The sequence below is a fragment of the Klebsiella sp. CSG-1 genome (assembly GCF_056521145.1).
On record NZ_JBWNLD010000010.1, the window covers coordinates 1 to 24,694 of the forward strand.

The 24,694-nt window shown below is 54.0% G+C and carries 25 protein-coding genes; 16 read left to right on the plus strand and 9 right to left on the minus strand.

Going from position 1 to position 24,694, the window contains the following annotated elements; genetic code table 11:
* Positions 1–469: 469 nt before the first annotated feature.
* A complete protein-coding gene (locus tag AC007G_RS21390; protein WP_052135790.1) occupies positions 470–1,024 on the plus strand; it encodes a hypothetical protein in 555 nt (184 codons plus the stop codon).
* Between the two features lie 203 nt (positions 1,025–1,227).
* Here the strand turns inward: AC007G_RS21390 and AC007G_RS21395 are convergent, their stop codons facing one another.
* The 3 genes from AC007G_RS21395 to icd form a co-directional block, all read right to left on the minus strand.
* Positions 1,228–1,647, minus strand: coding sequence for a hypothetical protein (locus AC007G_RS21395; RefSeq protein ID WP_047664674.1), 420 nt, complete (start codon positions 1,645–1,647; stop codon positions 1,228–1,230).
* Entirely contained in the window at positions 1,619–2,083 is a 465-nt protein-coding gene (locus tag AC007G_RS21400; protein WP_047664672.1) for a hypothetical protein, read from the minus strand. Before AC007G_RS21400 ends, AC007G_RS21395 begins: the two co-directional genes overlap by 29 nt.
* 337 nt (positions 2,084–2,420) lie before the next feature.
* Positions 2,421–3,671, minus strand: a complete 1,251-nt coding sequence (icd, locus tag AC007G_RS21405; protein ID WP_032695751.1) for an NADP-dependent isocitrate dehydrogenase — start codon at positions 3,669–3,671, stop codon at positions 2,421–2,423.
* A 233-nt stretch (positions 3,672–3,904) separates the two neighbouring features.
* Here icd and rluE point away from each other — a divergent pair, with 233 nt between their 5' ends.
* The 5 genes from rluE to purB are packed head-to-tail and all read left to right on the plus strand — an operon-like array spanning position 3,905 to position 8,272.
* Positions 3,905–4,555 (plus strand): 23S rRNA pseudouridine(2457) synthase RluE, encoded by a 651-nt coding sequence (rluE, locus tag AC007G_RS21410; RefSeq protein WP_142630360.1) that lies wholly within the window; start codon positions 3,905–3,907, stop codon positions 4,553–4,555.
* A 20-nt stretch (positions 4,556–4,575) separates the two neighbouring features.
* Positions 4,576–5,034, plus strand: a complete 459-nt coding sequence (locus AC007G_RS21415) for an NUDIX hydrolase (protein WP_032688312.1) — start codon at positions 4,576–4,578, stop codon at positions 5,032–5,034.
* A gap of 56 nt (positions 5,035–5,090) precedes the next feature.
* Positions 5,091–6,197: a tRNA 2-thiouridine(34) synthase MnmA gene (mnmA, locus tag AC007G_RS21420; protein ID WP_046852754.1), complete on the plus strand. Its 1,107-nt coding sequence runs from the start codon at positions 5,091–5,093 to the stop codon at positions 6,195–6,197.
* A gap of 59 nt (positions 6,198–6,256) precedes the next feature.
* Complete coding sequence (hflD, locus tag AC007G_RS21425) at positions 6,257–6,898, plus strand: high frequency lysogenization protein HflD (protein WP_004860640.1); 642 nt, start codon at positions 6,257–6,259, stop codon at positions 6,896–6,898.
* 3 nt (positions 6,899–6,901) lie between these two features.
* The gene (gene purB, locus AC007G_RS21430) at positions 6,902–8,272 is read left to right on the plus strand and encodes an adenylosuccinate lyase (protein WP_032688314.1); all 1,371 of its coding nucleotides are present in this window, start codon (positions 6,902–6,904) and stop codon (positions 8,270–8,272) included.
* A gap of 125 nt (positions 8,273–8,397) precedes the next feature.
* Here the strand turns inward: purB and AC007G_RS21435 are convergent, their stop codons facing one another.
* Positions 8,398–8,685, minus strand: coding sequence for a hypothetical protein (locus tag AC007G_RS21435; RefSeq protein ID WP_032688315.1), 288 nt, complete (start codon positions 8,683–8,685; stop codon positions 8,398–8,400).
* A gap of 364 nt (positions 8,686–9,049) precedes the next feature.
* Between AC007G_RS21435 and phoP the strand changes: the two genes are divergently transcribed.
* The 3 genes from phoP to AC007G_RS21450 all read left to right on the plus strand — a co-directional run bounded on the left by phoP (position 9,050) and on the right by AC007G_RS21450 (position 12,433).
* Complete coding sequence (gene phoP, locus AC007G_RS21440) at positions 9,050–9,724, plus strand: two-component system response regulator PhoP (RefSeq protein WP_032688316.1); 675 nt, start codon at positions 9,050–9,052, stop codon at positions 9,722–9,724.
* Entirely contained in the window at positions 9,721–11,187 is a 1,467-nt protein-coding gene (gene phoQ, locus AC007G_RS21445; protein WP_032688317.1) for a two-component system sensor histidine kinase PhoQ, read from the plus strand. Before phoP ends, phoQ begins: the two co-directional genes overlap by 4 nt.
* 124 nt (positions 11,188–11,311) lie before the next feature.
* A complete protein-coding gene (locus AC007G_RS21450; protein WP_047664669.1) occupies positions 11,312–12,433 on the plus strand; it encodes a ribosomal protein uL16 3-hydroxylase in 1,122 nt (373 codons plus the stop codon).
* 450 nt (positions 12,434–12,883) lie between these two features.
* On the opposite strand, the gene AC007G_RS21455 is transcribed toward AC007G_RS21450, so the two are convergent.
* Both AC007G_RS21455 and pepT read right to left on the minus strand, forming a co-directional pair.
* A complete protein-coding gene (locus tag AC007G_RS21455; protein WP_142630362.1) occupies positions 12,884–13,387 on the minus strand; it encodes an REP-associated tyrosine transposase in 504 nt (167 codons plus the stop codon).
* 277 nt (positions 13,388–13,664) lie between these two features.
* Positions 13,665–14,894 carry a peptidase T gene (gene pepT / locus AC007G_RS21460; protein WP_047664668.1) on the minus strand — a complete coding sequence of 410 codons (1,230 nt, stop codon included), beginning with the start codon at positions 14,892–14,894 and terminating at the stop codon, positions 13,665–13,667.
* A gap of 274 nt (positions 14,895–15,168) precedes the next feature.
* Between pepT and potA the strand changes: the two genes are divergently transcribed.
* From potA to potD, 4 genes are read left to right on the plus strand one after another with little or no spacing between them, the layout of a single operon-like run.
* Entirely contained in the window at positions 15,169–16,287 is a 1,119-nt protein-coding gene (gene potA, locus AC007G_RS21465; RefSeq protein ID WP_032688321.1) for a spermidine/putrescine ABC transporter ATP-binding protein PotA, read from the plus strand.
* Positions 16,271–17,128, plus strand: a complete 858-nt coding sequence (gene potB, locus AC007G_RS21470) for a spermidine/putrescine ABC transporter permease PotB (RefSeq protein ID WP_032688322.1) — start codon at positions 16,271–16,273, stop codon at positions 17,126–17,128. Before potA ends, potB begins: the two co-directional genes overlap by 17 nt.
* Positions 17,125–17,910: a spermidine/putrescine ABC transporter permease PotC gene (gene potC / locus AC007G_RS21475; RefSeq protein WP_032688323.1), complete on the plus strand. Its 786-nt coding sequence runs from the start codon at positions 17,125–17,127 to the stop codon at positions 17,908–17,910. The genes potB and potC overlap by 4 nt, the downstream gene beginning before the upstream one ends.
* The gene (potD, locus tag AC007G_RS21480; protein ID WP_032688324.1) at positions 17,907–18,953 is read left to right on the plus strand and encodes a spermidine/putrescine ABC transporter substrate-binding protein PotD; all 1,047 of its coding nucleotides are present in this window, start codon (positions 17,907–17,909) and stop codon (positions 18,951–18,953) included. Before potC ends, potD begins: the two co-directional genes overlap by 4 nt.
* Before the next feature lie 252 nt (positions 18,954–19,205).
* Here potD and AC007G_RS21485 read toward each other — a convergent pair whose 3' ends face one another.
* Both AC007G_RS21485 and AC007G_RS21490 read right to left on the minus strand, forming a co-directional pair.
* A complete protein-coding gene (locus tag AC007G_RS21485; RefSeq protein ID WP_142630364.1) occupies positions 19,206–20,843 on the minus strand; it encodes a long-chain fatty acid--CoA ligase in 1,638 nt (545 codons plus the stop codon).
* A 272-nt stretch (positions 20,844–21,115) separates the two neighbouring features.
* Positions 21,116–21,835, minus strand: coding sequence for a response regulator transcription factor (locus AC007G_RS21490; RefSeq protein WP_032695746.1), 720 nt, complete (start codon positions 21,833–21,835; stop codon positions 21,116–21,118).
* 144 nt (positions 21,836–21,979) lie between these two features.
* Here AC007G_RS21490 and AC007G_RS21495 point away from each other — a divergent pair, with 144 nt between their 5' ends.
* From AC007G_RS21495 to AC007G_RS21505, 3 genes are read left to right on the plus strand one after another with little or no spacing between them, the layout of a single operon-like run.
* Complete coding sequence (locus tag AC007G_RS21495) at positions 21,980–22,591, plus strand: cytochrome b/b6 domain-containing protein (RefSeq protein ID WP_064385105.1); 612 nt, start codon at positions 21,980–21,982, stop codon at positions 22,589–22,591.
* A gap of 10 nt (positions 22,592–22,601) precedes the next feature.
* Positions 22,602–23,390 carry a molybdopterin-binding protein gene (locus AC007G_RS21500; RefSeq protein ID WP_136895124.1) on the plus strand — a complete coding sequence of 263 codons (789 nt, stop codon included), beginning with the start codon at positions 22,602–22,604 and terminating at the stop codon, positions 23,388–23,390.
* A 49-nt stretch (positions 23,391–23,439) separates the two neighbouring features.
* The gene (locus AC007G_RS21505; protein WP_049267687.1) at positions 23,440–23,685 is read left to right on the plus strand and encodes a pentapeptide MXKDX repeat protein; all 246 of its coding nucleotides are present in this window, start codon (positions 23,440–23,442) and stop codon (positions 23,683–23,685) included.
* A gap of 170 nt (positions 23,686–23,855) precedes the next feature.
* Here the strand turns inward: AC007G_RS21505 and cobB are convergent, their stop codons facing one another.
* Positions 23,856–24,680 (minus strand): Sir2 family NAD+-dependent deacetylase, encoded by an 825-nt coding sequence (gene cobB / locus AC007G_RS21510; RefSeq protein ID WP_479466665.1) that lies wholly within the window; start codon positions 24,678–24,680, stop codon positions 23,856–23,858.
* Positions 24,681–24,694 lie beyond the last annotated feature (14 nt).

A 24,694-nucleotide genomic window follows, 5' to 3' on the forward strand; every position in this document is an offset into this window, starting at 1 on the left:
GAGGAAAAATGTGCCCGTTATTCATATCGCGCACTATAAAATAGAGCAGATAGCCATATCCACACCATCCCCATAAGCAGTACCGTAAATAATATTTTAAGGTCATCATCTATGATCCCTTCATATACCATTAAAGCTATCATATCACGATGAGTAAGTATCCGCTCCTACTACGTTTTACAACACATCGTTTGGTCTTCGAAAACTGCCGATTGCTCTCAATATGAGAATTCACATATTACGAAGATGGTCAAACAAGATTTCTTTAAGCGTTTACCAACTTTGTTGAAGCCGGTATTGATGCAGCTGCGCTTAGTAAGCTGGTAGGGAAACCGGTTCGAACGGTTCCGCAAATCTTCATTGAGGGCGATCCGATTGGCGGATACAATGAACTTGCAACATTAGCTATGACGCTGTAACTTGAAAAGGTTCCATAAGGGAGCCTTTTCAATATAACGGAGCACACAGCATGTATAAAGATGAATGGGCAGATGCTATCGCAAGAACAGAACGATTAGGTTTGAGCGATGGGATACCATTTATAGAAATGGAAAATCGTAGGATACTTAATGATAAAAATATGCGAAAAATAGTGAAGGCTCTCACTCAGGTAATAAAACCAGAGCTGGGGTTTCGACAACTTGCCAACGAATGCGTATTTATTCATTTCATGGCTCGTGATGATATTGAAAAATGTATTTCCCTACCAGTTTTTTTAACTTTGGGCTGGGTCGAAACCACCTCTTCTGAAGAATCTAATTTATATGAATTTACAGAGCACGATATACAACATAAGCTAATTCATGGGCACCACTCTCCAACAATGGACATTCACGCCTGGCTAACACTTCCAAGCTATGAAATCATAGACTTGACCCTTAGTACAACGTTTGCTATTAATAATAATCAGCCTGAAAATGCCGGAATATTTATCGCAAAGAAAGCTGATGATGTTACGGGTCTGATTTATAGGCCCATGCTGGTAGGGGATGAGTATTTGAAGCAGATAGGTGTAAAAATATAATAACCTTTTCCTTTAGCAGATCATCTTTACGTTCGAGTTATAATAATTAAAAAGGTGAGATGCATGACTGTATTTACACAAAAGAAGGATAATGAAGTGCCTGAGAAATGCTCATTCCTAAATGGCACAGGACCGCGATAGCCCCTTGCTCAGAGAGAAGGATGAATTTGGTTTCGATAAATGATAAAGCCCCATCTGGGGCTTTATTTAACTTTCTTTTCGTAAGCATGCCAGGGGTTCGATATATATGGTGTGACAACTTTTAATTCTTTGGGATCGAAGGGTTTTTCAAGTCCACGTTCGAGATTGACCAAAACGACTTTCATATCACTTTCGGCGTTATATTTGATACCGCCGCTTTTTATTACCGTGTATTTTGCTGCAGCATGTGCGTTAAGGAATTTGAGATCGCCAAAAAGTTTGGCTGTTGCTGGCTCAATAACGCTCAGTTTTCTCATTTCTTTAAGTGTGGCGAGACTGGCGTCAACATCTTGTTTCGTTGCGTCATCCATTTTGCCTTCTAGACGGGCTTCCCGGGCACGGAGCATACGAGCTGCACGTCTATCCAACGCAACCTGCATTGACGCAGAACGTTTAGTAGCATTTTGGCGTTCGTAAGACATAACCCCTCCTGTCAGGATCCAGTCCAGTTTCTATTGTGAAGCCGTGTCCTAAGTGTCTTGCGATAAGTCGTTTGTACACAGCTTCTAATTTGTCATTATCCGGCAAAAAAACGTACATTCCAGTCTTGAATTCATTATAGTGGTCAAGAATAGCTCTTTCAACTGTCCTCACGACGCTTACAGCGCTTACTGCACCTAACTCTGGACGCTCGAAATAGGTTCCATTTGCCAGGTTTTCCGCTAAATCAAACGAGATTTCCCAGCACCCATTAGGACTAAAAATATAGCCTTCTGGGAAAATCACTGAGGAATCAACTAGATTGAACTCTGAAATGCTCTGCAAGTTCAGCTCGTACTCATGGCCATTTGAGAAAAAAATAGCCGTATGGACACGAGAGTAAGCCGAGAACCTCATGGTTCTAAACTGTGTAACCATCTAAAAAATTTCCTTTTTACATAGTTTAACGCTAAACCACAGTATTTTACGATCAAAATTTACCAATAAAATGAGAGCCTATTACACTGGCAGAATGATTAATTTTTAAAAATCACCCTTTTTATGATTCCATACTTGGTAGGTATGGAATTGTAAATATCCCTGCAAAACGAACCATTCGCTTTTAGAGATCTTCCGACATATGACCGGGATAAAGACTGGCTCGTTGTAGGTCAAAAAGCAGTATGATTTTAAGCCAGTTTTGGGGAAAGATTTTGAATGATCGTAAAAAAGGGAGCCATGAGGCTCCCTTTTATCTTTAATCAGCCATCACTGATTACATATTCGCGATGATTGCGTCGCCAAACTCGCTACATTTCAGCAGCTTAGCGCCTTCCATCAGACGTTCAAAGTCATAGGTCACGGTCTTAGCGGCGATAGCGCCTTCAGTGCCTTTAACGATCAGGTCTGCGGCTTCGAACCACTGCATGTGGCGCAGCATCATCTCAGCGGACAGAATGATAGAACCCGGGTTCACCTTATCCTGACCAGCATATTTCGGTGCTGTACCGTGGGTCGCTTCGAACAGCGCACATTCGTCACCGATGTTCGCGCCCGGTGCGATACCGATACCGCCAACCTGAGCTGCCAGAGCATCAGAGATGTAGTCGCCGTTCAGGTTCATACAGGCAATGACGTCATACTCCGCCGGACGCAGCAGGATCTGCTGCAGGAAGGCATCGGCGATCACGTCTTTGACAATGATCTCTTTACCGGTATTCGGGTTTTTAACCTTCTGCCACGGGCCGCCGTCGATCGGTTCACCGCCGAACTCTTCGCGAATCAGCTGGTAGCCCCAGTCTTTAAACGCGCCTTCGGTGAACTTCATGATATTGCCTTTGTGTACCAGGGTCAGCGAATCGCGATCGTTGGTGATAGCGTATTCCATAGCCGCGCGAACCAGGCGTTTGGTACCTTCTTCAGAGCACGGCTTGATGCCGATACCGCAATGTTCCGGGAAGCGAATTTTCTTCACGCCCATCTCATCACGCAGGAATTTGATCACTTTTTCTGCTTCAGCAGAGTCCGCTTTCCACTCGATGCCCGCATAGATGTCTTCGGAGTTTTCACGGAAGATAACCATGTCGGTCAGCTCAGGGTGTTTAACCGGGCTCGGAGTACCCTGGTAGTAACGAACCGGGCGCAGGCAGACGTAGAGGTCCAGCTCCTGGCGCAGCGCAACGTTCAGAGAACGAATACCGCCGCCAACTGGCGTCGTCAGAGGGCCTTTGATAGCAACACGATAGTCACGAATCAGATCAAGAGTTTCGGCAGGCAGCCAGACGTCCTGGCCATACACCTGGGTCGATTTTTCGCCGGTGTAAATTTCCATCCAGGAAATTTTACGCTCGCCTTTATAGGCTTTCTCAACGGCGGCATCCACCACTTTCAGCATCGCCGGAGTCACGTCAACACCAATACCATCACCCTCGATAAACGGGATGATCGGGTTGTTAGGGACATTCAGTTTGCCATCTTGCAGGGTGATTTTTTGACCTTCCGCCGGAACTACTACTTTGCTTTCCATTAACCTCTCCTTCGAGCGCTTCTGGTTCTGCTCTTCCTTTTCACACTAACCGAGCGTTGGCTTTATCCGCCCACTCCGCCACCGGGTCATCCCGCTAACCGGAGATTCGCGTCCGTGCCGCCTTCTAGTAGCGCGAATCAGTTTGAGCAATATTTTTGTTAAAAAATTGTGATGAGCATGTCAATACTACCTGAATGTTTGCGTCCATGAAAGGCATTCGTAATTAGGCTATAATGCGGCAATTGTCAGGATCTGAAAATACCATGCAGAAAACTTCATTTAGAAAACATCGCGTTGAGCGATTCAGCTCACAACAAGTCGCCAGACAACGCAAAGAACACGCGCCAAAACGCGTGATCTTGTTCAATAAACCCTACGATGTGTTGCCGCAGTTTACGGATGAAGCCGGACGCAGCACGCTGAAAGATTTTATTTCAGTCTCCGGGGTCTACGCTGCGGGTCGTCTTGACCGCGATAGTGAAGGGTTGCTGGTGCTGACCAACGATGGCGCGCTGCAGGCCACGCTGACTCAGCCCGGCAAACGCACCGGCAAAATTTACTACGTTCAGGTTGAAGGCCTGCCATCAGAAGATGCGCTGGCCGCGCTGCGCGCAGGCATCACGCTCAACGATGGTCCTACCCTGCCCGCTGGCATTGAGCGGGTCGCTGAACCGGCGTGGCTGTGGCCCCGCAACCCGCCGGTCCGCGAACGCAAATCCATACCCACCAGCTGGCTGAAAATCACCCTGTATGAAGGACGCAACCGTCAGGTGCGACGCATGACCGCACACGTAGGTTACCCCACGCTGCGGCTTATTCGTTACGCCATGGGCGGCTATACTCTCGACGGACTGGCCAACGGCGAGTGGCGCCAGGTCGGCTAATCACACAAGGAACGGGAAGTATGTTTAAACCGCACGTCACCGTCGCCTGCGTCGTACACGCGAAAGACAAATTTCTGATCGTTGAGGAAACCATCAACGGCAAAGCGCTGTGGAATCAGCCGGCAGGACACCTTGAAGCAGATGAAACACTGGTGCAGGCCGCCGAACGAGAGCTGTGGGAAGAGACCGGCATTCGCGCCACGCCGCAGCATTTTATCCGCATGCACCAGTGGATTGCGCCGGACAATACGCCGTTTTTACGCTTCCTGTTCGCCATCGAACTTAACGATACGTGCGCCACGCAGCCGCATGACAGCGATATCGACCGCTGCCTGTGGCTGAGTGCGCATGAGATCCTGACTGCGCCAAATCTACGCTCCCAGCTGGTTGCTGAAAGCATCCGCAGCTATCAACAGGACCCGCGCTACCCGCTGTCATTAATTGGTGCGTTTAACTGGCCGCTCCTGGGGGGTGCCTGAGCCGCTCGTGCGTGCTAGAATATGCCGCCTTGAAGTTCAATGTGGTGAATATTCCAATGTCAGAAAGCCAAAAAAAAGTGATCGTCGGCATGTCCGGCGGCGTCGACTCCTCTGTTTCTGCCTGGTTGCTGCTTCAGCAAGGTTATAAGGTAGAAGGCCTGTTCATGAAGAACTGGGAGGAAGACGATGGTGAGGAATACTGCACCGCCGCTGCCGACCTCGCCGACGCGCAAGCCGTCTGCGATAAGCTCGGGATTGAGCTTCATACCGTTAACTTTGCCGCAGAGTACTGGGACAACGTATTTGAACTGTTCCTCGCTGAATACAAAGCCGGGCGCACGCCGAACCCGGACATTCTGTGCAACAAAGAAATCAAATTTAAAGCCTTCCTGGAGTTCGCAGCAGAAGATCTGGGCGCCGACTATATTGCGACCGGTCACTACGTGCGCCGTGCCGATGTCAACGGCAAAAGCCAGCTGCTGCGCGGCCTGGACGGCAACAAAGATCAGAGCTACTTCCTGTACACCCTCAGCCATGAGCAGATTGCCCAGAGCCTGTTCCCGGTTGGCGAGCTGGAAAAGCCGCAGGTGCGCAAGATCGCCGAGGATCTGGATCTGATCACCGCGAAGAAAAAAGACTCTACCGGGATCTGCTTTATCGGCGAACGCAAATTCCGCGAGTTCCTCGGCCGCTACCTTCCTGCTCAGCCGGGCAAAATCGTCACCGTTGACGGCGACGAAATCGGCGAGCATCAGGGTTTGATGTACCATACCCTTGGCCAGCGTAAAGGCCTCGGCATCGGCGGCACCAAAGAAGGCAGCGAGGACCCGTGGTACGTTGTTGATAAAGACGTCGAAAACAATATTCTGGTCGTAGCTCAAGGCCACGACCACCCGCGTCTGATGTCCAGGGGCCTGATTGCCCAACAGCTGCACTGGGTCGATCGCGAGCCGGTTAAAGGCACTCTGCGCTGCACGGTGAAGACCCGCTATCGCCAGACCGATATTCCGTGCACCGTGAAAGCGCTGGATGACGACCGCATCGAGGTACTTTTTGACGAACCGGTTGCGGCGGTGACGCCGGGCCAGTCGGCGGTCTTCTATCTTGGCGAAGTGTGCCTCGGCGGCGGCGTGATCGAGCAGCGTATGCCGCTGCAGTCCTGACAGACAGTTTTTACCGCCGGTGAGACAAAACCCTCCCCGACGGTTTACAAGGAGTAGGTGTGGCGAAGAATTATTATGACATCACGTTGGCGCTGGCGGGCATCTGCCAGGCCGCCCGTCTGGTTCAGCAGCTGGCGCACCAGGGCCATTGCGACAGCGATGCCCTGCACGTGTCGCTGAACAGCATCATCGATCTCAACCCGGATTCAACGCTGGCGGTGTTCGGTGGTAGTGAAGCCAATCTTCGCCTCGGGCTGGAAACGCTGCTTGGCGTACTCAACAGCGGCAGCCGCCAGGGTCTCAATGCTGAGTTGACCCGCTACACCTTAAGCCTGATGGTGCTTGAGCGTAAGCTTGACGGGAGCAAAGGGGCGATGGATACCCTTGGCAACCGCATCGCCGGCCTGCGCCGTCAGCTGGAGCATTTCGATCTGCAATCAGAAACGCTGCTCAGCGCCATGGCGGGGATCTACGTTGACGTCATCAGTCCGCTGGGCCCGCGTATTCAGGTGACCGGCTCCCCCGCCGTGTTGCAAAGCCCGCAGGTTCAGGCCAAGGTCCGCGCCTCGCTGCTGGCTGGCATTCGTGCCGCCGTGCTCTGGCACCAGGTGGGCGGCGGGCGCATGCAGCTCATGTTTTCTCGTAATCGTCTGGTTAACCAGGCAAAACAAATTCTTGCTCATTTAACCCCGGAGTTGTGATCTATGGAATTATCCTCACTGACCGCCGTTTCCCCTGTCGATGGACGCTACGGCGATAAAGTCAGCGCGCTGCGCGGTATCTTCAGCGAATTCGGTTTGCTGAAATTCCGTGTACAAGTCGAAGTACGTTGGCTGCAGAAGTTAGCCGCGCACGCAGCGATCAAGGAAGTTCCTGCTTTTGCTGCTGACGCAAACGGTTTCCTTGATAAAATCGTTGCCGACTTCAGCGTTGAAGATGCGCAGCGCATCAAAACCATCGAACGTACCACCAACCACGATGTGAAAGCGGTAGAGTATTTCCTCAAGGAAAAAGTGGCCGATATCGCTGAACTGCATGCGGTATCTGAATTCATCCACTTCGCCTGCACCTCCGAAGACATTAACAACCTCTCCCACGCGCTGATGCTGAAAACCGCGCGCGATGAGGTGGTTCTGCCGTACTGGCGCAAGCTTATCGACGCGGTGAAAGAGCTTGCGGTTCAGTATCGCGATGTACCGCTGCTGTCCCGCACTCACGGTCAGCCGGCCACGCCGTCCACAATGGGTAAAGAGATGGCTAACGTCGCTTACCGTATGGAGCGTCAGTATCGTCAGCTAAACCAGGTGGAGATTCTGGGTAAAATCAACGGCGCGGTGGGTAACTATAACGCCCACATCGCGGCGTATCCGGAAGTGGACTGGCACCAGTTCAGTGAAGAGTTTGTTACCTCGCTGGGCATCCAGTGGAACCCGTACACCACGCAGATTGAGCCGCATGACTATATTGCCGAGCTGTTCGACTGCATCGCCCGCTTCAACACCATCCTGATCGACTTCGATCGCGATGTGTGGGGCTACATCGCGCTGAACCACTTCAAGCAGAAGACGATCGCCGGTGAAATCGGTTCATCCACTATGCCGCATAAAGTGAATCCGATCGATTTCGAGAACTCCGAAGGTAACCTCGGCCTGGCTAACGCCATGATGCAGCACCTGGCGAGCAAACTGCCGGTTTCCCGCTGGCAGCGCGACCTGACCGATTCAACCGTACTGCGTAACCTCGGTGTCGGTATCGGCTACGCGCTGATTGCTTATCAGTCGACCCTCAAAGGTGTCAGCAAACTGGAGCTGAACGGCGATCGCCTGCTGGACGAGTTGGATCATAACTGGGAAGTGCTGGCTGAGCCGATCCAGACCGTGATGCGCCGCTACGGTATCGAAAAACCGTACGAGAAGCTGAAAGAGCTGACCCGCGGTAAGCGCGTGGACGCGGAAGGAATGCAACAGTTCATCGACAGCCTGCCGCTGCCGGAAGACGAGAAAGTTCGCCTGAAAGCCATGACGCCGGCCAACTACATCGGTCGCGCGACCACCATGGTTGACGAACTGAAGTAATCGCTTTGTCTCACCTTCCTCCGTGAATCGGCGGAGAGTGCGTGAATGCAGAGAAACAGATGGCCGGGAATCATTCCGGCCATCAATTCGTCAGGGCGATGACCGTGCCCGTCACGCGCCTTAATTCACTTTTTCGTCACATCATCCATCGATGTGCCGCTTTTCATTTTTGCCTCATTTTTCATTTCATGTTTTTTTAACTCAGCCTGAGTTTTACACCCCTCCTTCACTTGTGCACCGCTGACGGCTCTGCAGTCATCGATGATGTGATCCGGATTTTTTAGCTGCTCTTTTTCCGCCTGTTTTTCTGACGTGCTGCTGGCTGGGTTTTCTGCCAGGGCTGATGAACAGAAAACTAAGGTTAAACATGTGGTTAGCATCAACGAAGCGCGTTTCAACTCATTCAGTCTCATACGTGAACTCCATGTGTGGGGGGATGCAGAGATAATCATCACTAAGGATATACGATCATTCGCTAGTTGCCCGGTCGTTGACGGATAATCATCCTGGCCAGACCCACCAAATTATCAGCACAATGCTCGTCGAAGTGGAAACACGAAGATAAACTTGCCAATATATGCCCACGGTATGCCCCTTTCTCGTACCGGATGTATATCGGGCGCTGGCGCTACCTCCCTCTCTCCACCGGCCTGGCAGGCCAGAAAATGGGGATGGCAGGTGAAGTTATAACGCAAACCTTTCATTTACAGCCGTTTAAATTCAGTATATCTATTCAGCGCTACACTACTCGAAACCAAAATAAATGGGAGAAAAGGCATGCGCGTGCTCGTCGTTGAGGATAACGCTTTACTGCGCCATCACCTGAAAGTTCAGCTCCAGGAATTAGGCCATCAGGTGGACGCAGCAGAAGATGCAAAGGAAGCCGATTACTATCTGGGTGAACACGTGCCGGATATCGCCATTGTCGATCTGGGCCTGCCCGACGAAGACGGTCTTTCTCTGATTCGCCGCTGGCGCAGTCATGACGTGTCGGTTCCGGTACTGGTATTGACCGCCCGTGAAGGCTGGCAGGATAAAGTCGAGGTGCTGAGCGCCGGTGCGGACGACTACGTCACCAAACCGTTCCATATTGAAGAAGTCGCTGCCCGGATGCAGGCGCTACTGCGCCGCAACAGCGGCCTGGCATCACAGGTTATTTCCATTCCGCCTTTCCAGGTTGACCTGTCACGCCGCGAGCTGTCGATTAACGAACAGCCCATCAAGCTGACCGCATTTGAATACACCATTATGGAAACGCTGATTCGTAACCGTGGCAAAGTCGTCAGCAAAGATTCATTAATGCTCCAGCTCTACCCCGATGCTGAACTGCGCGAAAGCCACACCATCGATGTACTGATGGGGCGGCTGCGGAAAAAAATTCAGACTCAGCACCCGCATGATGTCATTACGACCGTGCGCGGCCAGGGCTATTTATTTGAACTACGCGAATGAAAAGTCCGCTACGGCATATTTTGCCGCTTTCATTACGCGTGCGTTTTCTGCTGGCGACGGCGGCAGTGGTGCTGGTGCTTTCGCTGGCCTACGGCATGGTGGCGCTGGTGGGCTACAGCGTCAGCTTTGATAAAACCACCTTCCGCTTGCTGCGCGGCGAAAGCAACCTGTTCTATATGCTGGCAAGGTGGGAAAACAACCACATCGACGTGGATATCCCCGAAAACCTCAACATGCAGAGCCCGACGGTTACGTTGATATACGATGCCAAAGGCAAACTGCTGTGGATGCAGCGCGATGTCGCCTGGCTGGCAAAACGTATTCAACCTGAATGGCTGAAAAGCAACGGCTTCCACGAAATCGAGTCCGACGTTGACAGCAGCAGCATGCTGCTGCGCAACAATCAACAGTTCCAGGAGGAGCTGGACGCCCTTCGCCAGCAGGATGATGGTTCAGAAATGACCCACTCGGTGGCGATCAATATCTACCCGGCAACCGATAAGATGCCGCAGCTGAGCATCGTGGTGATCGACACCATTCCTGTCGAGCTGAAACGCTCTTATATGGTCTGGAGCTGGTTTATCTATGTGCTGGTTGCCAACCTGCTGCTGGTGATCCCGCTGCTTTGGGTGGCGGCCTGGTGGAGCCTGCGCCCCATCGAGTCGCTGGCAAAAGAGGTCCGCGAGCTGGAAGAGCATCACCGCGACATGCTCAACCCGAATACCACCCGCGAACTGACCCGACTGGTCAGCAACCTTAACCGGTTGCTGACCAGCGAGCGCGAGCGCTACGACAAATATCGCACCACGCTGACCGATTTGACCCATAGTCTGAAAACGCCGCTGGCCGTGCTGCAAAGCACCCTGCGTTCTTTGCGCGGCGAAAAGATTGACCTTAATGAAGCAGAACCGATCATGCTGGAGCAGATCAGCCGCATCTCGCAGCAAATCGGCTACTACCTGCATCGCGCCAGTATGCGCAGCGGCGGTACCCTGCTCAGCCGCGAACTGCACCCCATTGCGCCGCTGCTCGACAAGTTGACCTCGGCGTTGAACAAGGTTTATCAGCGCAAAGGGGTCAATATCAGTCTTGATATCTCTCCGGAGATCAGCTTTGTCGGCGAACAGAATGATTTTATGGAAGTAATGGGCAACGTTCTGGATAACGCCTGTAAATACTGCCTGGAATTTGTCGAAGTTTCCGTGCGTCAGACCAACGACAACCACCTGCATATTCTGGTGGAAGATGATGGCCCCGGCATCCCGTTAAACCAGCGGACTGCCGTATTCGATCGCGGGCAACGTGCCGATACGCTGCGGCCAGGCCAGGGCGTGGGACTCTCCGTCGCCCGGGAGATCGTTGAGCAATACGATGGCGACATTCTCACCGGCGAAAGTCTGCTCGGCGGAGCCTGCATGGAGGTGGTTTTTGGCCGCCAGCTGCCCGACGATACGGAAAGCTGAATCGCCCCGCTTCCCACGCCTGGGCAAACTCTGTGACTACGAAGCACAATCGCCGTCAACAAAGAGGCAGTTTGAAGCATGGCGTGTATAATCCCAAACAGACACCTGCTGTGGAATAAATAAAATGGATTATCAATTAACGCTTAACTGGCCTGACTTTATCGAACGCTACTGGCAAAAACGCCCGGTAGTCCTCAAGCGCGGCTTCGCGAATTTCGTCGATCCCATTAGCCCGGATGAACTGGCCGGGCTGGCGATGGAAAGCGAAGTCGATAGCCGCCTGGTCAGCCATCAGGACGGGAAATGGCAGGTCAGCCATGGTCCTTTCGAAAGCTACGACCATCTGAGCGAAAACAACTGGTCGCTGCTGGTGCAGGCGGTGAATAACTGGCACGAGCCGACGGCCGCGCTGATGCAGCCCTTCCGCGCTCTCCCCGACTGGCGTATTGATGATCTGATGATCTCTTTCTCCGTGCCCGGCGGCGGCGTAGGTCCCCATCTCGATCAGTACGACGTGTTTATCATCCAGGGAACCGGCCGGCGTCGTTGGCGCGTGGGCGATAAAGTCCCGATGAAGCAGCACTGCCCGCATCCAGACCTGCTGCAGGTGGATCCGTTCGACGCCATCATTGATGAAGAGATGGAGCCGGGCGATATTCTCTATATTCCGCCGGGATTCCCGCACGAGGGGTATTCCCTGGAAAACTCGCTGAACTATTCGGTAGGCTATCGCTCGCCAAATGCCCGCGAGTTGTTCAGCGGCTTTGCCGACTATATTCTGCAACGTGAACTGGGTAGCCAGCGCTATGTCGATCCGGATGTGCCTTCCCGCGATCATCCGGCGGATATTCTGCCAGCTGAACTCGACCGTCTGCGCGATATGATGCTGGGGTTGATTAACCAGCCAGAGCATTTTAAGCAGTGGTTTGGGGAGTTTATCACCCAATCCCGCCATGAGCTGGACGTCGCTCCTGCTGAGCCGCCGTATCAGCCTGATGAGATTTACGACGCGCTACAACAGGGCGATCGCCTGGTGCGGCTGGGCGGGCTGCGCGTACTGCGTATCGATGGCGAGGTGTTCGTCAACGGCGAGAAGATTAATTCGCCGCACCGTCCGGCGCTGGACGCGCTGGCCACGCATCTGTCGCTTAACGCGGAACATTTTGGCGATGCGCTGGAAGATCCATCGTTCCTCGCAATGCTTGCCGCACTGGTCAACTGCGGCTACTGGTTCTTCGAGGACTGATCCGCGAGATGCCCGGTGGCGGCTCACGCCTTACCGGGCCTACGGTCCCGGCTCCGGGATTATGTACCACACTGCATATATTGCCCGGTGGCGGCTCACGCCTTACCGGGCCTACGGTCGGGCTCCGGGATTATGTACCACACCGCATATATTGCCCGGTGGCGGCTTATGCCTTACCGGGCCTACGGTCCGGGCTCCGGGATTATGTAGCGCACTGCATATATTGCCCAATGGCGGCTCACGCCTTACCGGGCCTACGGTCCGGGCTCCGGGATTGTGTACCACACCGCATATATTGCCCGGTGGCGGCTCGCGCCTTACCGGGCCCACGGTCCGGGCTCCGGGATTGTGTACCGCACCGCATATATTGCCCGGTGGCGTCTTACGCCTTACCGGGCCTACGGGATGAATGTGAGTCTGGATTCTGTAGGCCGGGTAAGGCGTGAGCCGTCACCCGGCGTTCTGTTTGCGCTCTCCGGCGTCAAAATCGGCAACGTCCCCAGCCCAATCCGGCGGATACAACCCGAGGCTCACATCACGATGAAAAGTTGAATACGGCCAGTCAATCACCCTCTTCACATAGCCATGTTTCACCGGATTGATGTAAACGTAATCCATATGCCGTCGGTAATCGTCCTCATGACGGATCGCATGTTCCCAGAAACGGGGCTGCCAGACCTCGCGCATTCCCAGTTCGCGGGTGAATGTTTTTTTAATATCCCGCCAGCGTCCCGAATAATCGGTATCACCTTCCGGTAGCGTCCAGATAGCATGCATATGTTCGGGTAAAATAACCCACGCGTTAATCAGGAAGGGCTTTTTGCGTTTAATATCAGCTGCCACAGCGCGAAGTTGAGCGATATGGCGGGTCAAAAGATCGCTTTGCCGATTTCGCAAATTGACGGTAAAGAACCAGGTACCGCCAGGGATATGGCTGCGGCGGTAATTTGACATCAGAGGTTCCCTCCCCTTCCGCAGGTGCAGGTACGCAGTCTTTGCGAACCGCACGTTCGGTATTGCCCGGTGGCGGCTTACGCCTTACCGGGCCTACGGTCCGGGCTCCGGAATTATGTAGCGCACCGCATATATTGCCCGATGGCGGCTCGCGCCTTACCGGGCCTACGGTCCGGGCTCCGGAATTATGTACCGCACCGCATATATTGCCCGCTGCGGCTTACCGGGCCTACCAATAGCCCGGATAAGCACCGCGCTATCCGGGAGTTCTTCGGGATCAGGCGCCGCGTTTTGCCGTTAGCTCCGCAATCCGCACAATCACCTGCACCGCCTTCTCCATCCCCTCCAGCGTGACGAATTCATGCTTGCCGTGATAGTTATAGCCGCCGGTAAACAGGTTCGGACAGGGTAGCCCCATAAAGGAGAGCTGCGCGCCGTCGGTGCCGCCGCGAATCGGCTTCATTTGCGGTTCAATATCGCAATCCACCATCGCCTGGCGGGCAATCTCCACGACGTGCGGGTGCGACATCACTTTTTCATGCATATTGTAATAGCTGTCTTCAATCACCAGCTCAATATAGCAATCCGGATGCAGCCCCTTACCGACCTTTTTGGCAATTTCCATCATTTTGCGCTTGCGGGCCTCGAACTGCTTACGGTCAAAGTCGCGAATGATGTAGTGCATTTCTGCCCGGTCAACGCTGCCTTTCATGCTCGCCAGATGGTAAAAACCTTCGTAGCCTTCGGTCGTCTCCGGCACCTCATCGGCAGGGATTTCCGCATGAATCCGTGCCGCCAGCGACAGCGCATTCACCATCACCCCTTTTGCGGTGCCCGGATGGACATTGTTGCCCACGATCTTAATGGTCACCGATGCGGCGTTGAAGTTTTCAAACTCCAGCTCGCCCACTCCGCCGCCGTCAACGGTATAGGCCCAGCGGGCGTCAAACGCGGCGACATCAAAGTGCTTCGCCCCTTTCCCGACCTCTTCGTCAGGCGTGAAGGCCACGCGAATATCGCCGTGAGGAATATTTTTCGCCTTCAGCGTCGCCAGCGCGGTCATTATCTCGGCGATACCGGCTTTGTCATCGGCGCCAAGCAGCGTTTTGCCATCGGTGGTGATCAGCGTTTGCCCAAGCAGCTGGTGCAGTACCGGGAACATCACCGGAGAAAGCACTTCATCGCCAATCCCAAGCGCGATATCACCGCCACGGTAGTTTTCAACGATTTGCGGGTTCACGTTTTTGCCGCTGAAATCCGGCGCCGTGTCGACGTGGGAAATAAAGCCAATGGGCGGAATAGCGCCGGCAACGTTGGCCGGAAGGGTTCCCATCACCGTCCCTTTCTCACTTAGCGTCACATTAACCAGTCCCATTTCTTCCAGCTGCGCCTGCAGCAGGCGTAACAGCTTCCACTGACCTTCCGTGCTTGGAACCTGACGCACGCCAGGCTTCGACTGTGTGTCCAGAGAAACGTACTGTAAAAAACGCTCAAGCAATTTATCCATGTAGCCACCCTCATCTTTTGTGACAACATTATTCATAAGCCCGAATATACAAATATTGCGTCAGGTCATTTTTAGCCCGGCAAATAAAAATTTAATACATGAACCGGCGTATTGTTGTAAAGGTCGTGTATCCGTATGAGACAGGCATTGGCGATCGCAAGCGATTGCCGTAGAATGCTGGCCCTCGTTTATTATGCGCAACCGCAAAGGTGGTTAACCACAAACCCCGCAACGGTCAATCGTCCGCTGCGTCTACATGGGACAGAGTTAAAAATTGAATATACAACCGCGTTCGCTTTCGCCGCTGGTGCAACTGGCGGGAATTCGCAAAAGCTTTGATGGAAAAACGGTTATCTCAGATCTGAATCTGACCATCAACAACGGTGAGTTTCTCACCCTGCTTGGCCCCTCTGGCTGCGGTAAAACCACCGTTCTTCGTCTTATTGCCGGGCTTGAAAACGTCGACAGCGGGCGAATTCATCTCGAAGATCAGGACATCACTCATGTTCCGGCGGAAAACCGCCACGTCAATACCGTCTTCCAAAGCTACGCTCTGTTTCCCCATATGAGCGTATTCGAAAACGTCGCCTTCGGTCTGCGGATGCAGAAAACGCCGGCGGCGGAAATCACGCCTCGCGTCCTCGATGCGCTGCGCATGGTCCAGCTGGAGGAGTTTGCCCAACGCAAACCGCATCAGCTCTCCGGCGGTCAGCAGCAGCGGGTGGCTATCGCCCGGGCGGTGGTCAACAAACCGCGCCTGCTGCTGCTGGATGAGTCCCTGTCGGCGCTGGATTACAAGCTGCGTAAGCAGATGCAAAACGAGCTGAAGGCGTTGCAGCGTAAGCTGGGCATCACCTTCGTCTTCGTCACCCACGATCAGGAAGAGGCCCTGACCATGTCCGACCGCATCGTGGTCATGCGCGATGGGAAAATCGAGCAGGACGGCACGCCGCGTGAAATCTACGAAGAGCCGAAAAACCTGTTCGTCGCCAGTTTTATCGGCGAGATTAATCTGTTTAATGCTACGGTCATTGAACGCCTTGACGAGCAGCGCGTCCGCGCCAGCGTTGAAGGCCGCGAATGCAATATCTACGTCAACTTCCCCGTCGAGCGGGGTCAGCGGCTGAACGTTCTGCTGCGCCCGGAAGATCTGCGCGTCGATGAAGTCCACGACGGCAGCGACGCCGACGGACTGATCGGCTACATTCGCGAGCGCAACTACAAAGGCATGACGCTGGAGTCGGTTGTCGAACTGGAAAATGGCAAAATGGTGATGGTCAGTGAATTCTTTAACGAAGACGATCCGGACTTTGATCACCCGCTTGACCAGAAAATGGCCATTAACTGGGTAGAAAGCTGGGAGGTTGTGCTGGCTGATGAAGAACACCAGTAAATTCCAGAATGTGGTGATCGCCACTATCGTGGGTTGGCTTGTGCTGTTTGTGTTCCTGCCCAACCTGATGATCATCGGTACCAGCTTTTTGACCCGCGACGACGCCAGTTTCGTCAAGATGGTCTTCACGCTGGATAACTACACGCGCCTGCTGGATCCGCTCTATTACGACGTGCTGCTGCACTCGCTTAATATGGCGCTGCTGGCGACCCTTGCCTGTCTGGCGCTCGGCTATCCTTTCGCCTGGTTTCTGGCCAGGCTGCCGGAAAAAGTGCGCCCGCTGCTGCTGTTTCTGCTGATCGTGCCGTTCTGGACTAACTCCTTGATCCGTATCTACGGGCTGAAAATCTTCCTCAGCACCAAAGGGTATCTCAACGAGTTCCTGCTGTGGCTGGGAGTGATTGATACGCCGCTGCGCATCATGTATACCCCGTCTGCGGTCATCATCGGACTGGTCTATATTCTGCTGCCATTTATGGTGATGCCGCTGTACTCCAGTATTGAGAAGCTCGATCGTCCTCTGCTGGAAGCGGCAAGAGATCTGGGCGCCAGCAAGCTGCAAACCTTTATCCGCATCATTATTCCACTGACCATGCCGGGCATTATCGCCGGCTGTCTGCTGGTGATGCTGCCGGCGATGGGGCTGTTCTACGTCTCGGATCTGATGGGCGGCGCCAAAAACCTGCTGATCGGTAACGTGATTAAGAGTCAGTTCCTGAATATCCGCGACTGGCCGTTTGGCGCCGCAACCAGCATTACGCTGACGCTGGTGATGGGCCTGATGCTGTTAATTTACTGGCGCGCGGCGCGTCTGTTGAATAACAAGGTGGAACTCGAATGATCGGTCGACTGCTGCGCGGCGGCTTTATGACCGCCATTTATGCTTACCTGTATATTCCGATCATTATTCTGATCGTCAACTCGTTTAACAGTTCGCGCTTTGGTATTAACTGGCAGGGCTTTACCACTCAATGGTATAGCCTGTTGATGAACAACGATAGTCTGCTGCAGGCCGCACAGCACTCGCTGACCATGGCGGTGCTGTCAGCCACCTTTGCAACGCTTATCGGGTCGCTGACCGCCGTCGCGCTGTATCGCTATCGTTTTCGTGGTAAACCGTTCGTCAGCGGAATGCTGTTCGTGGTGATGATGTCGCCGGATATCGTCATGGCCATCTCCCTGCTGGTGCTGTTTATGCTGATCGGCATTCAGCTGGGGTTCTGGTCGCTGCTGTTTTCGCACATCACCTTCTGCCTGCCTTTCGTGGTGGTGACGGTCTATTCGCGCCTCAAAGGTTTTGATGTGCGGATGCTGGAGGCGGCGAAAGATCTGGGCGCCAGCGAGTTGACCATTCTGCGTAAAATTCTTCTGCCGCTGGCGCTGCCTGCCGTGGCCGCCGGATGGCTGCTGAGCTTTACGCTGTCGATGGATGATGTGGTGGTGTCGTCATTCGTGACCGGCCCGGGTTACGAGATCCTGCCGCTGAAGATCTATTCGATGGTCAAAGTGGGCGTATCGCCGGAAGTGAATGCCCTGGCGACGATTCTGTTAGTTCTGTCGCTGGTGATGGTCATCGCCAGCCAATTGATTGCACGTGATAAAACTCAGGGGACGTTAAAATGAAAAAATGGTCACGCCACCTGCTCGCAGCGGGCGCTCTGGTAATGGGTATCAGCGCCGCGCATGCGGACGACAGCAAAACGCTCTATTTCTATAACTGGACCGAGTATGTGCCGCCGGGTCTGCTGGAGCAGTTCACCAAAGAGACCGGCATCAAGGTTATCTATTCCACTTACGAGTCGAATGAAACCATGTACGCCAAACTCAAAACCTACAAAGACGGCGCCTACGATCTGGTAGTGCCTTCCACCTATTTCGTCGACAAGATGCGTAAAGAAGGGATGTTGCAGAAGATCGATAAGAGCAAGCTGACGAACTTCAGCAACCTCGATCCGCAGATGCTGAACAAACCGTTCGATCCGGGCAACGATTATTCCATTCCCTACATCTGGGGCGCCACCGCCATTGGCGTCAATAGCGATGCTATCGACCCGAAAACCGTCACCAGCTGGGCCGACCTGTGGAAACCAGAGTATAAGAGCAGCCTGCTGCTGACCGACGATGCGCGGGAAGTGTTCCAGATAGCCTTACGTAAGCTGGGCTATTCCGGCAATACCACCGACCCGAAAGAGATTGAAGCCGCCTACAACGAGCTGAAAAAACTGATGCCTAACGTCGCGGCGTTTAACTCCGATAATCCGGCCAACCCGTATATGGAAGGGGAAGTGAATCTCGGCATGGTGTGGAACGGTTCGGCATGGGTTGCCCGCCAGTCGGGCACGCCGCTCGAGGTCGTCTGGCCGAAAGAAGGCGGGATCTTCTGGATGGATAGCCTGGCGATTCCGGCGAATGCGAAAAACGTCGACGGCGCGCTCAAGCTGATTAACTTCTTGCTGCGTCCGGAAGTGGCAAAACAGGTGGCGGAAACCATCGGCTACCCGACGCCAAATCTCGCCGCGCGTAAAATGCTCAGCCCGGAAGTCGCCAATGATAAGTCGCTCTACCCGGATGCGGACACTATCGCCAGGGGCGAATGGCAAAACGATGTAGGCAGCGCCAGCACCCTGTATGAAGAGTATTATCAGAAGCTAAAAGCGGGCCGTTAATCCCGTCAGGCGGAGCCCCGGCTCCGCCGTTGTTTCGTCCTTCCCCCGCTCTACTGCGCAACACTGACACTCATACCAGCGCAGAATTTCCGCCACGAGGCTAATCATGCTGGCGACGGTATGACTGCTGCCGAGGCGGGGCAATCGGGTCGCCATTATCATCCCGCGTAAGCCGCCGGGTGCGGCCATTCCTCCGCGATTCAACTCTGGGTATTAGCACCCGCACGTTGATTGGGGCCCCCGGACGCCGGCTTATCCCGCATCGCGCCCATCCGCCATCAGAATCTGACCAAACTCGGCGCGCAGCCGGTTTTTCAGGACTTTACCGGTGGCGCTGACGGGGAGCGCATCGATGAACAGAATCCGGTCCGGAAGCTGCCATTTCGGCACTCGTGTCTGGTACCAGGCCAACAGCTCCGGCTCTTCAATTTCGCCATCTTCTGCCCTGACACACAGCAGCACCGGACGCTCATCCCAGCGCGGATGCCGCGCCGCAATCGCCGCCGCGCTGCGAATCGCCGGATGGGCAAGCGCAATATTCTCCAGCTCGACCGTTGAGATCCACTCTCCGCCGGACTTAATGATATCTTTCGCCCGATCGTGAATCACCAGGTAGCCATTCTCATCAACCGTGCCAATATCACCGGTGTCGAACCAGCCGTCATCGGTCAACGCGGTATCGGGACGACCGTAGTAATTTGCCGCCACCCAATGGCCGCGCACCTGCAGATAGCCCTGACTTTCGCCATCGTTGGCCAGCGCCTGGCCCTCAGCATCCACCACCCGCAGATCGATGCCAAAAATGACGCGCCCCTGACCGTGCCCCAGTTTTTGCTGTGCCTCCTGAGGCAGGGCTTTATGTTTGCTCAGCGGCGTGTTGATGGTGCCGATGGGCGAAGTCTCGGTCATCCCCCAGGCATGAATCAGCTCAATACCATAATCGCGGCGGAAGACCTCAATCATCGACGGGGGCAGCGCCGACCCGCCGACAAAAGATCGTTTAAAACAGGGCAGGCGAACATCCGATTTACGCAGCGCGGCAAGCAATCCTGCCCAGATGACCGGAACGCCGAAGGCGACGCTGACCTGCTCCTCGCTCAACAGCCGCAGCAGGCTGTCGCCGTCCAGATTCGGCCCCGGCAGAACCAGGCGAGCGCCGGCCATCGCGGCAATAAAAGGCGTGCCCCAGGCATTGACGTGGAACATCGGCACTACCGGCAACAGCGTGTCCTGCGCCGAGATACCGGCCGCATCCGGCTGATTGCCGCTCAGCGCATGCAGTACCAGCGAGCGGTGGGTATTCAGCACCCCTTTCGGCTTGCCGGTGGTCCCCGAGGTATAGCACAGCGACGCCGGCGAATGTTCGCTCACCTCGGGCCAGCGATACGCCGGATCCGCTGCAGCGATCAGCTCATCAAAAAACAGCAGCGAGTCCAGCGCGGCGAGCGCCTCCTCATTCCGCGGCTCCAGCAGAACAAAATGCTTTACCGTTGGCAACTGGGGCCGCAGCGCGCAGATAAGCGGCAGAAAGGTGTCGTCGAAAAACAGAATCTCGTCCGCGGCATCATTGATGATAAACGCGAGGTGTTCCGTGGACAGGCGTGGGTTGATGGTATGCGTCACCCATCCCCCAGAACTGATGCCAAAATAGATCTCCAGATGGCGGCGATTATTCCACGCCAGCGTGCCGCAGCGGGCGCCTGTCGGGAGCCCCAGCCGGCTCATGGCGGAAGCCAGACGCAGGGCGTTATCCGCCACCTCTCCCCAGCTACTGTACTCTCTTCCCCCTAACGTCCCGACCGAAACAATTTCCGTATCGCTATGATAGCGCGCAGCATGCTCAATGAGCGTCCGGGTCGTTAAATCCTGATACATCATCGGTGGATGCATGGCTGTTACTCCGCGACAGGCTGATATGTTGTGTAAGTGATGCGGTCCGGTGTGCACCCGAACTCTCACTAAATCTGGCAACAACCCGGGCAGCCAACCAAAACAGATGTGCAAAATTTAGCGTTCACGCACAAGAATCCTCGTCTGGCAGCGGGGAATGTGATGGGAAATGGCTTTTCACGCGCGGCGGCAGCGCGCAGAAGAGGGGCCGACGCAGTGAAGAATGCGCGAGTGGTACGCTCGTCGCATTCAACTCGCGCCGGCGCAATGTTTCAGTTGCCAGGCTCTGGCTGCGGGGCCGTAAACTTATATCCTTTTCCCCATACCGTCAGAATAAACTCCGGCTCCGCCGGATTATCTTCTATTTTCATCCTCAGCCGATTAATGTGCGTGTTGACCGTATGCTCATACCCTTCATGCTGATAGCCCCACACCTGGTTGAGCAAACTGATGCGGGAAAAGACCTTATCGGGATGCCGGGCAAAGAACCACAGCAGGTCGAACTCGCGCGGCGTCAGGTCAAGGGCGAGATCGCGCAGACGCGCTTCGCGCGCAAGCGGGTCGATGGTCAGCCGGTCAATGTGCAGTATGCCGGCGTCCTGCATCAGATTCTGGGCCATGGCCTCCTGACGACGGAAGAGCGCCTTCACTCGCGCCACCAGCTCAAGCATCGAAAAGGGTTTCGCGAGGTAGTCATCTGCCCCGAGTTCCAGCCCCAGGACACGATGGACTTCACTTGCGCGCGCGCTGATTATCACTATCGGCATGTAGCTTGCCATGGTGCGGGCATGCCGGCAGATCTCCAGACCGTCGATGCCCGGTAACATCAGGTCGAGGATCAGCGCGTCCCAGCCGCCCTGCCTGACCATCGCCAGCCCGCCGGTGCCTTCAGCAGCATGGCTGATTTCATAGCCCTCCTCGCATAAATGCAGCTGCAGCAGCTCCGCGATATTTTCATCATCTTCAATAATTAATACTTTTTTGGGCTTCATCGCTGCCGCCTTATTGCGTTCTGTCAGAGACAGTTTAGACGACATTCGCATCGCGAGTTATCACATTTAATTTAACTTTTCGTGATACATCGGCGAACAGATTCAGGCCACACTGTTATTAACGCAATAACCGGGAATATCATGATGAACAGTCTCTCAAATCAGAGTAAGCCCGCGACCATTCATCCTCTGTGGTTAAGAATTTGCCACTGGGTTAATGCGCTTTCGATATTAATTATGGTGACCAGCGGCTGGCGTATTTATAACGCCTCACCGTTGTTTAATTTTGATATTCCGGATGTACTGACTCTTGGCGGTTGGCTGGCAGGCGCATTGCAATGGCATTTTTCAGCAATGTGGTTGTTTGCTCTTAACGGTGTATTTTACCTGCTGATGAATCTTGTCAGCGGGCGCTTAAAAAAACAATTCTGGCCTCTGTCGCCGCAAGGGGTAATTGACGATTTTATTTCCGCACTACGCGGCAGGCTGACACATGACAATCCCGGCCATTATAACTACGTCCAGAAACTGGCCTATCTCTTCGTCATGCTCGATAGCATTATTCTGGCGTTATCCGGTCTGGTTATCTGGAAGTCGGTGCAGTTTCCGCTGCTACGAATCTTACTCGGGGGATATGACAACGCACGGGTGATTCATTTCTTTGCGATGTCCGCACTGATGGGATTTGTCGTTATTCATCTGCTGATGGTGCTGCTGGTCCCGAAAACATTACTGGCCATGCTCCGCGGACGATAAGGAAAATACAGTGAACAATCATAAAAATTCATTCTCCGCCGCCGACAAGGCCATCGTAGTCCAGGAGGCGAGCCGGGAAATTAACAAGCGGCTCTCATCGGAAGGTCGTCGCCGCTTTATCAGACAGGGGTTAACTTTTGGCGGTCTGATGCTGTTAAGCGGTTGCGATATCAGCAATAACAGCGAGGTCGAAACAACCTTAAGCCAGATCTCACAATTTAACGATCGTATTCAACGCTGGTTATTTAATGCTAATAACCTTGCGCCGGTTTATCCCGAAAGTATGATCGCTCGCCCTTTCCCGTTTAATGCATTTTACAGCGAGGATCAGGCGCCCGCGATCGACGGCAGCGATTATCGTCTTGAAGTTTCTGGATTAGTGGCTGACAAACGCCCATGGACACTGGCCGAACTGCATAAGATGGCGCAGGTCAGCCAGATCACGCGACATATTTGTGTGGAAGGATGGAGCGCCATCGGTAAATGGGGTGGCGTTCCGTTTGCCCTATTCCTCAAACGTATCGGCGCCGATCTGAGCGCCAGCTACGTCAGCTTTCGCTGTGCTGATAATTATTATACCAGTATCGACATGGCCACTGCGCTCCATCCGCAGACGATTATGGCATTAACCTACGATGGCCAGATATTACCGCGTAAATATGGTTTCCCGATGAAGTTAAGAATTCCGACCAAGCTCGGTTATAAAAACCCGAAGCATATTATGTCAATTGAAGTCACCAACCGCTACCCCGGCGGCTACTGGGAAGACCAGGGTTATAACTGGTTCGCCGGTAGTTAATTCGTGGTCGTCATCATCCGTTATTCATACAACATGAAGGAATTGCAAAATGAAAAAGATTAATACATTACTGATGTGCTCTGCTTTACTTTTCGGTATGTCCAGCGCCTACGCTGCCGATAATATGGCCAAAGATAACATGGGCAAGATGTCTCACGACTGCACAAAAGATGGCATGAAAAAAGAGTGTATGTCTAAAGATGGCATGTCGAAGGATAAAATGAGCAAAGACAGCATGGCCAAAGATGCCATGGCGAAAGACAAGATGGGCAAAGACACGATGGGTAAACAATAACCGCGCAGCCCGACGACGAGGTCAAAGGGGTGGCCTGCCGGTTGGGCAGGTAACCCCTTTTTATCCCCTCATCCTGCCACCGTAGGATCGCCAGCAGGGGCCCTCGAAACACCGGGAAACCGCTCTCCTCCGACCTGAGCTTTAGCAATCAAAGCCGTAGCGTTACGGGATCAGAGATCTTTCAACAGCCGGTCGACGAATGCCGGAACAACCTCACTCGCCAGACCGTAGTGTTTTTCGGCAAATTCGCTGCCGACCTGGCTGGGCTCGAGGTTAAGTTCCACGGTATGCGCCCCCTGCAGACGGGCTTCGTGCACGAAACCTGCCGCCGGGTAAACGTGCCCGGAAGTGCCAATGGCGATGAAGATATCGGCATCGGCCAGCGCGCTGTAAATGTCATCCATCCCCAGCGGCATCTCGCCAAACCAGACCACGTGCGGACGCAGCGGCGCCGGGAACTGGCAGCAGTGGCACTTATCTTCCGCCGTGACGTCTCCGGTCCACTCCAGTACCTGTCCGCTCCACGAACAGCGCACCTTCAACAGCTCGCCGTGCATATGAATCACCCGACGGTTTCCCGCGCGTTCGTGCAGGTTATCAATGTTCTGGGTAACCAGCACAAATCGATCGCCCAGCGCCGCTTCCAGCCGCGCCAGCGCCTGATGTGCCGCATTCGGCGCTATCTCCGGGCTTTGCAGCTGCCGGCGACGGGCGTTATAAAACGCCTGCACCAGCGCAGGGTCGCGGGCGAAGCCTTCCGGCGTCGCCACATCTTCCACCCGGTGCTCTTCCCACAAACCATCGGCCGCGCGAAACGTTTTAATCCCGGACTCCGCTGAAATGCCCGCGCCGGTCAGCACCACAACCCTGGGTTTATCTGTTGTTTCCAGAGCCGCCTTATCCTCTTTAAAAAAAATCCGCTGGCGCAGACGTTCACGCAAGCGACGTTTATTGCGACGAAAACGGCTCAATCGGTGTAAGCGGCGCGACAACATAGCTCCCCCTGTGG

What these genes read in the sequence shown, in the direction of transcription:
- AC007G_RS21390 (WP_052135790.1), top strand. Translation starts at nt 470, where the DNA reads ATGTATAAAGATGAATGGGCAGATGCTATCGCAAGAACAGAACGATTA.
- AC007G_RS21395 (WP_047664674.1), bottom strand. Translation starts at nt 1,647, where the DNA reads ATGTCTTACGAACGCCAAAATGCTACTAAACGTTCTGCGTCAATGCAG.
- AC007G_RS21400 (WP_047664672.1), bottom strand. Translation starts at nt 2,083, where the DNA reads ATGGTTACACAGTTTAGAACCATGAGGTTCTCGGCTTACTCTCGTGTC.
- icd (WP_032695751.1), bottom strand. Translation starts at nt 3,671, where the DNA reads ATGGAAAGCAAAGTAGTAGTTCCGGCGGAAGGTCAAAAAATCACCCTG.
- rluE (WP_142630360.1), top strand. Translation starts at nt 3,905, where the DNA reads ATGCGGCAATTGTCAGGATCTGAAAATACCATGCAGAAAACTTCATTT.
- AC007G_RS21415 (WP_032688312.1), top strand. Translation starts at nt 4,576, where the DNA reads ATGTTTAAACCGCACGTCACCGTCGCCTGCGTCGTACACGCGAAAGAC.
- mnmA (WP_046852754.1), top strand. Translation starts at nt 5,091, where the DNA reads ATGTCAGAAAGCCAAAAAAAAGTGATCGTCGGCATGTCCGGCGGCGTC.
- purB (WP_032688314.1), top strand. Translation starts at nt 6,902, where the DNA reads ATGGAATTATCCTCACTGACCGCCGTTTCCCCTGTCGATGGACGCTAC.
- AC007G_RS21435 (WP_032688315.1), bottom strand. Translation starts at nt 8,685, where the DNA reads ATGAGACTGAATGAGTTGAAACGCGCTTCGTTGATGCTAACCACATGT.
- phoP (WP_032688316.1), top strand. Translation starts at nt 9,050, where the DNA reads ATGCGCGTGCTCGTCGTTGAGGATAACGCTTTACTGCGCCATCACCTG.
- phoQ (WP_032688317.1), top strand. Translation starts at nt 9,721, where the DNA reads ATGAAAAGTCCGCTACGGCATATTTTGCCGCTTTCATTACGCGTGCGT.
- AC007G_RS21450 (WP_047664669.1), top strand. Translation starts at nt 11,312, where the DNA reads ATGGATTATCAATTAACGCTTAACTGGCCTGACTTTATCGAACGCTAC.
- AC007G_RS21455 (WP_142630362.1), bottom strand. Translation starts at nt 13,387, where the DNA reads ATGTCAAATTACCGCCGCAGCCATATCCCTGGCGGTACCTGGTTCTTT.
- pepT (WP_047664668.1), bottom strand. Translation starts at nt 14,894, where the DNA reads ATGGATAAATTGCTTGAGCGTTTTTTACAGTACGTTTCTCTGGACACA.
- potB (WP_032688322.1), top strand. Translation starts at nt 16,271, where the DNA reads ATGAAGAACACCAGTAAATTCCAGAATGTGGTGATCGCCACTATCGTG.
- potC (WP_032688323.1), top strand. Translation starts at nt 17,125, where the DNA reads ATGATCGGTCGACTGCTGCGCGGCGGCTTTATGACCGCCATTTATGCT.
- potD (WP_032688324.1), top strand. Translation starts at nt 17,907, where the DNA reads ATGAAAAAATGGTCACGCCACCTGCTCGCAGCGGGCGCTCTGGTAATG.
- AC007G_RS21485 (WP_142630364.1), bottom strand. Translation starts at nt 20,843, where the DNA reads ATGCATCCACCGATGATGTATCAGGATTTAACGACCCGGACGCTCATT.
- AC007G_RS21490 (WP_032695746.1), bottom strand. Translation starts at nt 21,835, where the DNA reads ATGAAGCCCAAAAAAGTATTAATTATTGAAGATGATGAAAATATCGCG.
- AC007G_RS21495 (WP_064385105.1), top strand. Translation starts at nt 21,980, where the DNA reads ATGAACAGTCTCTCAAATCAGAGTAAGCCCGCGACCATTCATCCTCTG.
- AC007G_RS21505 (WP_049267687.1), top strand. Translation starts at nt 23,440, where the DNA reads ATGAAAAAGATTAATACATTACTGATGTGCTCTGCTTTACTTTTCGGT.
- cobB (WP_479466665.1), bottom strand. Translation starts at nt 24,680, where the DNA reads ATGTTGTCGCGCCGCTTACACCGATTGAGCCGTTTTCGTCGCAATAAA.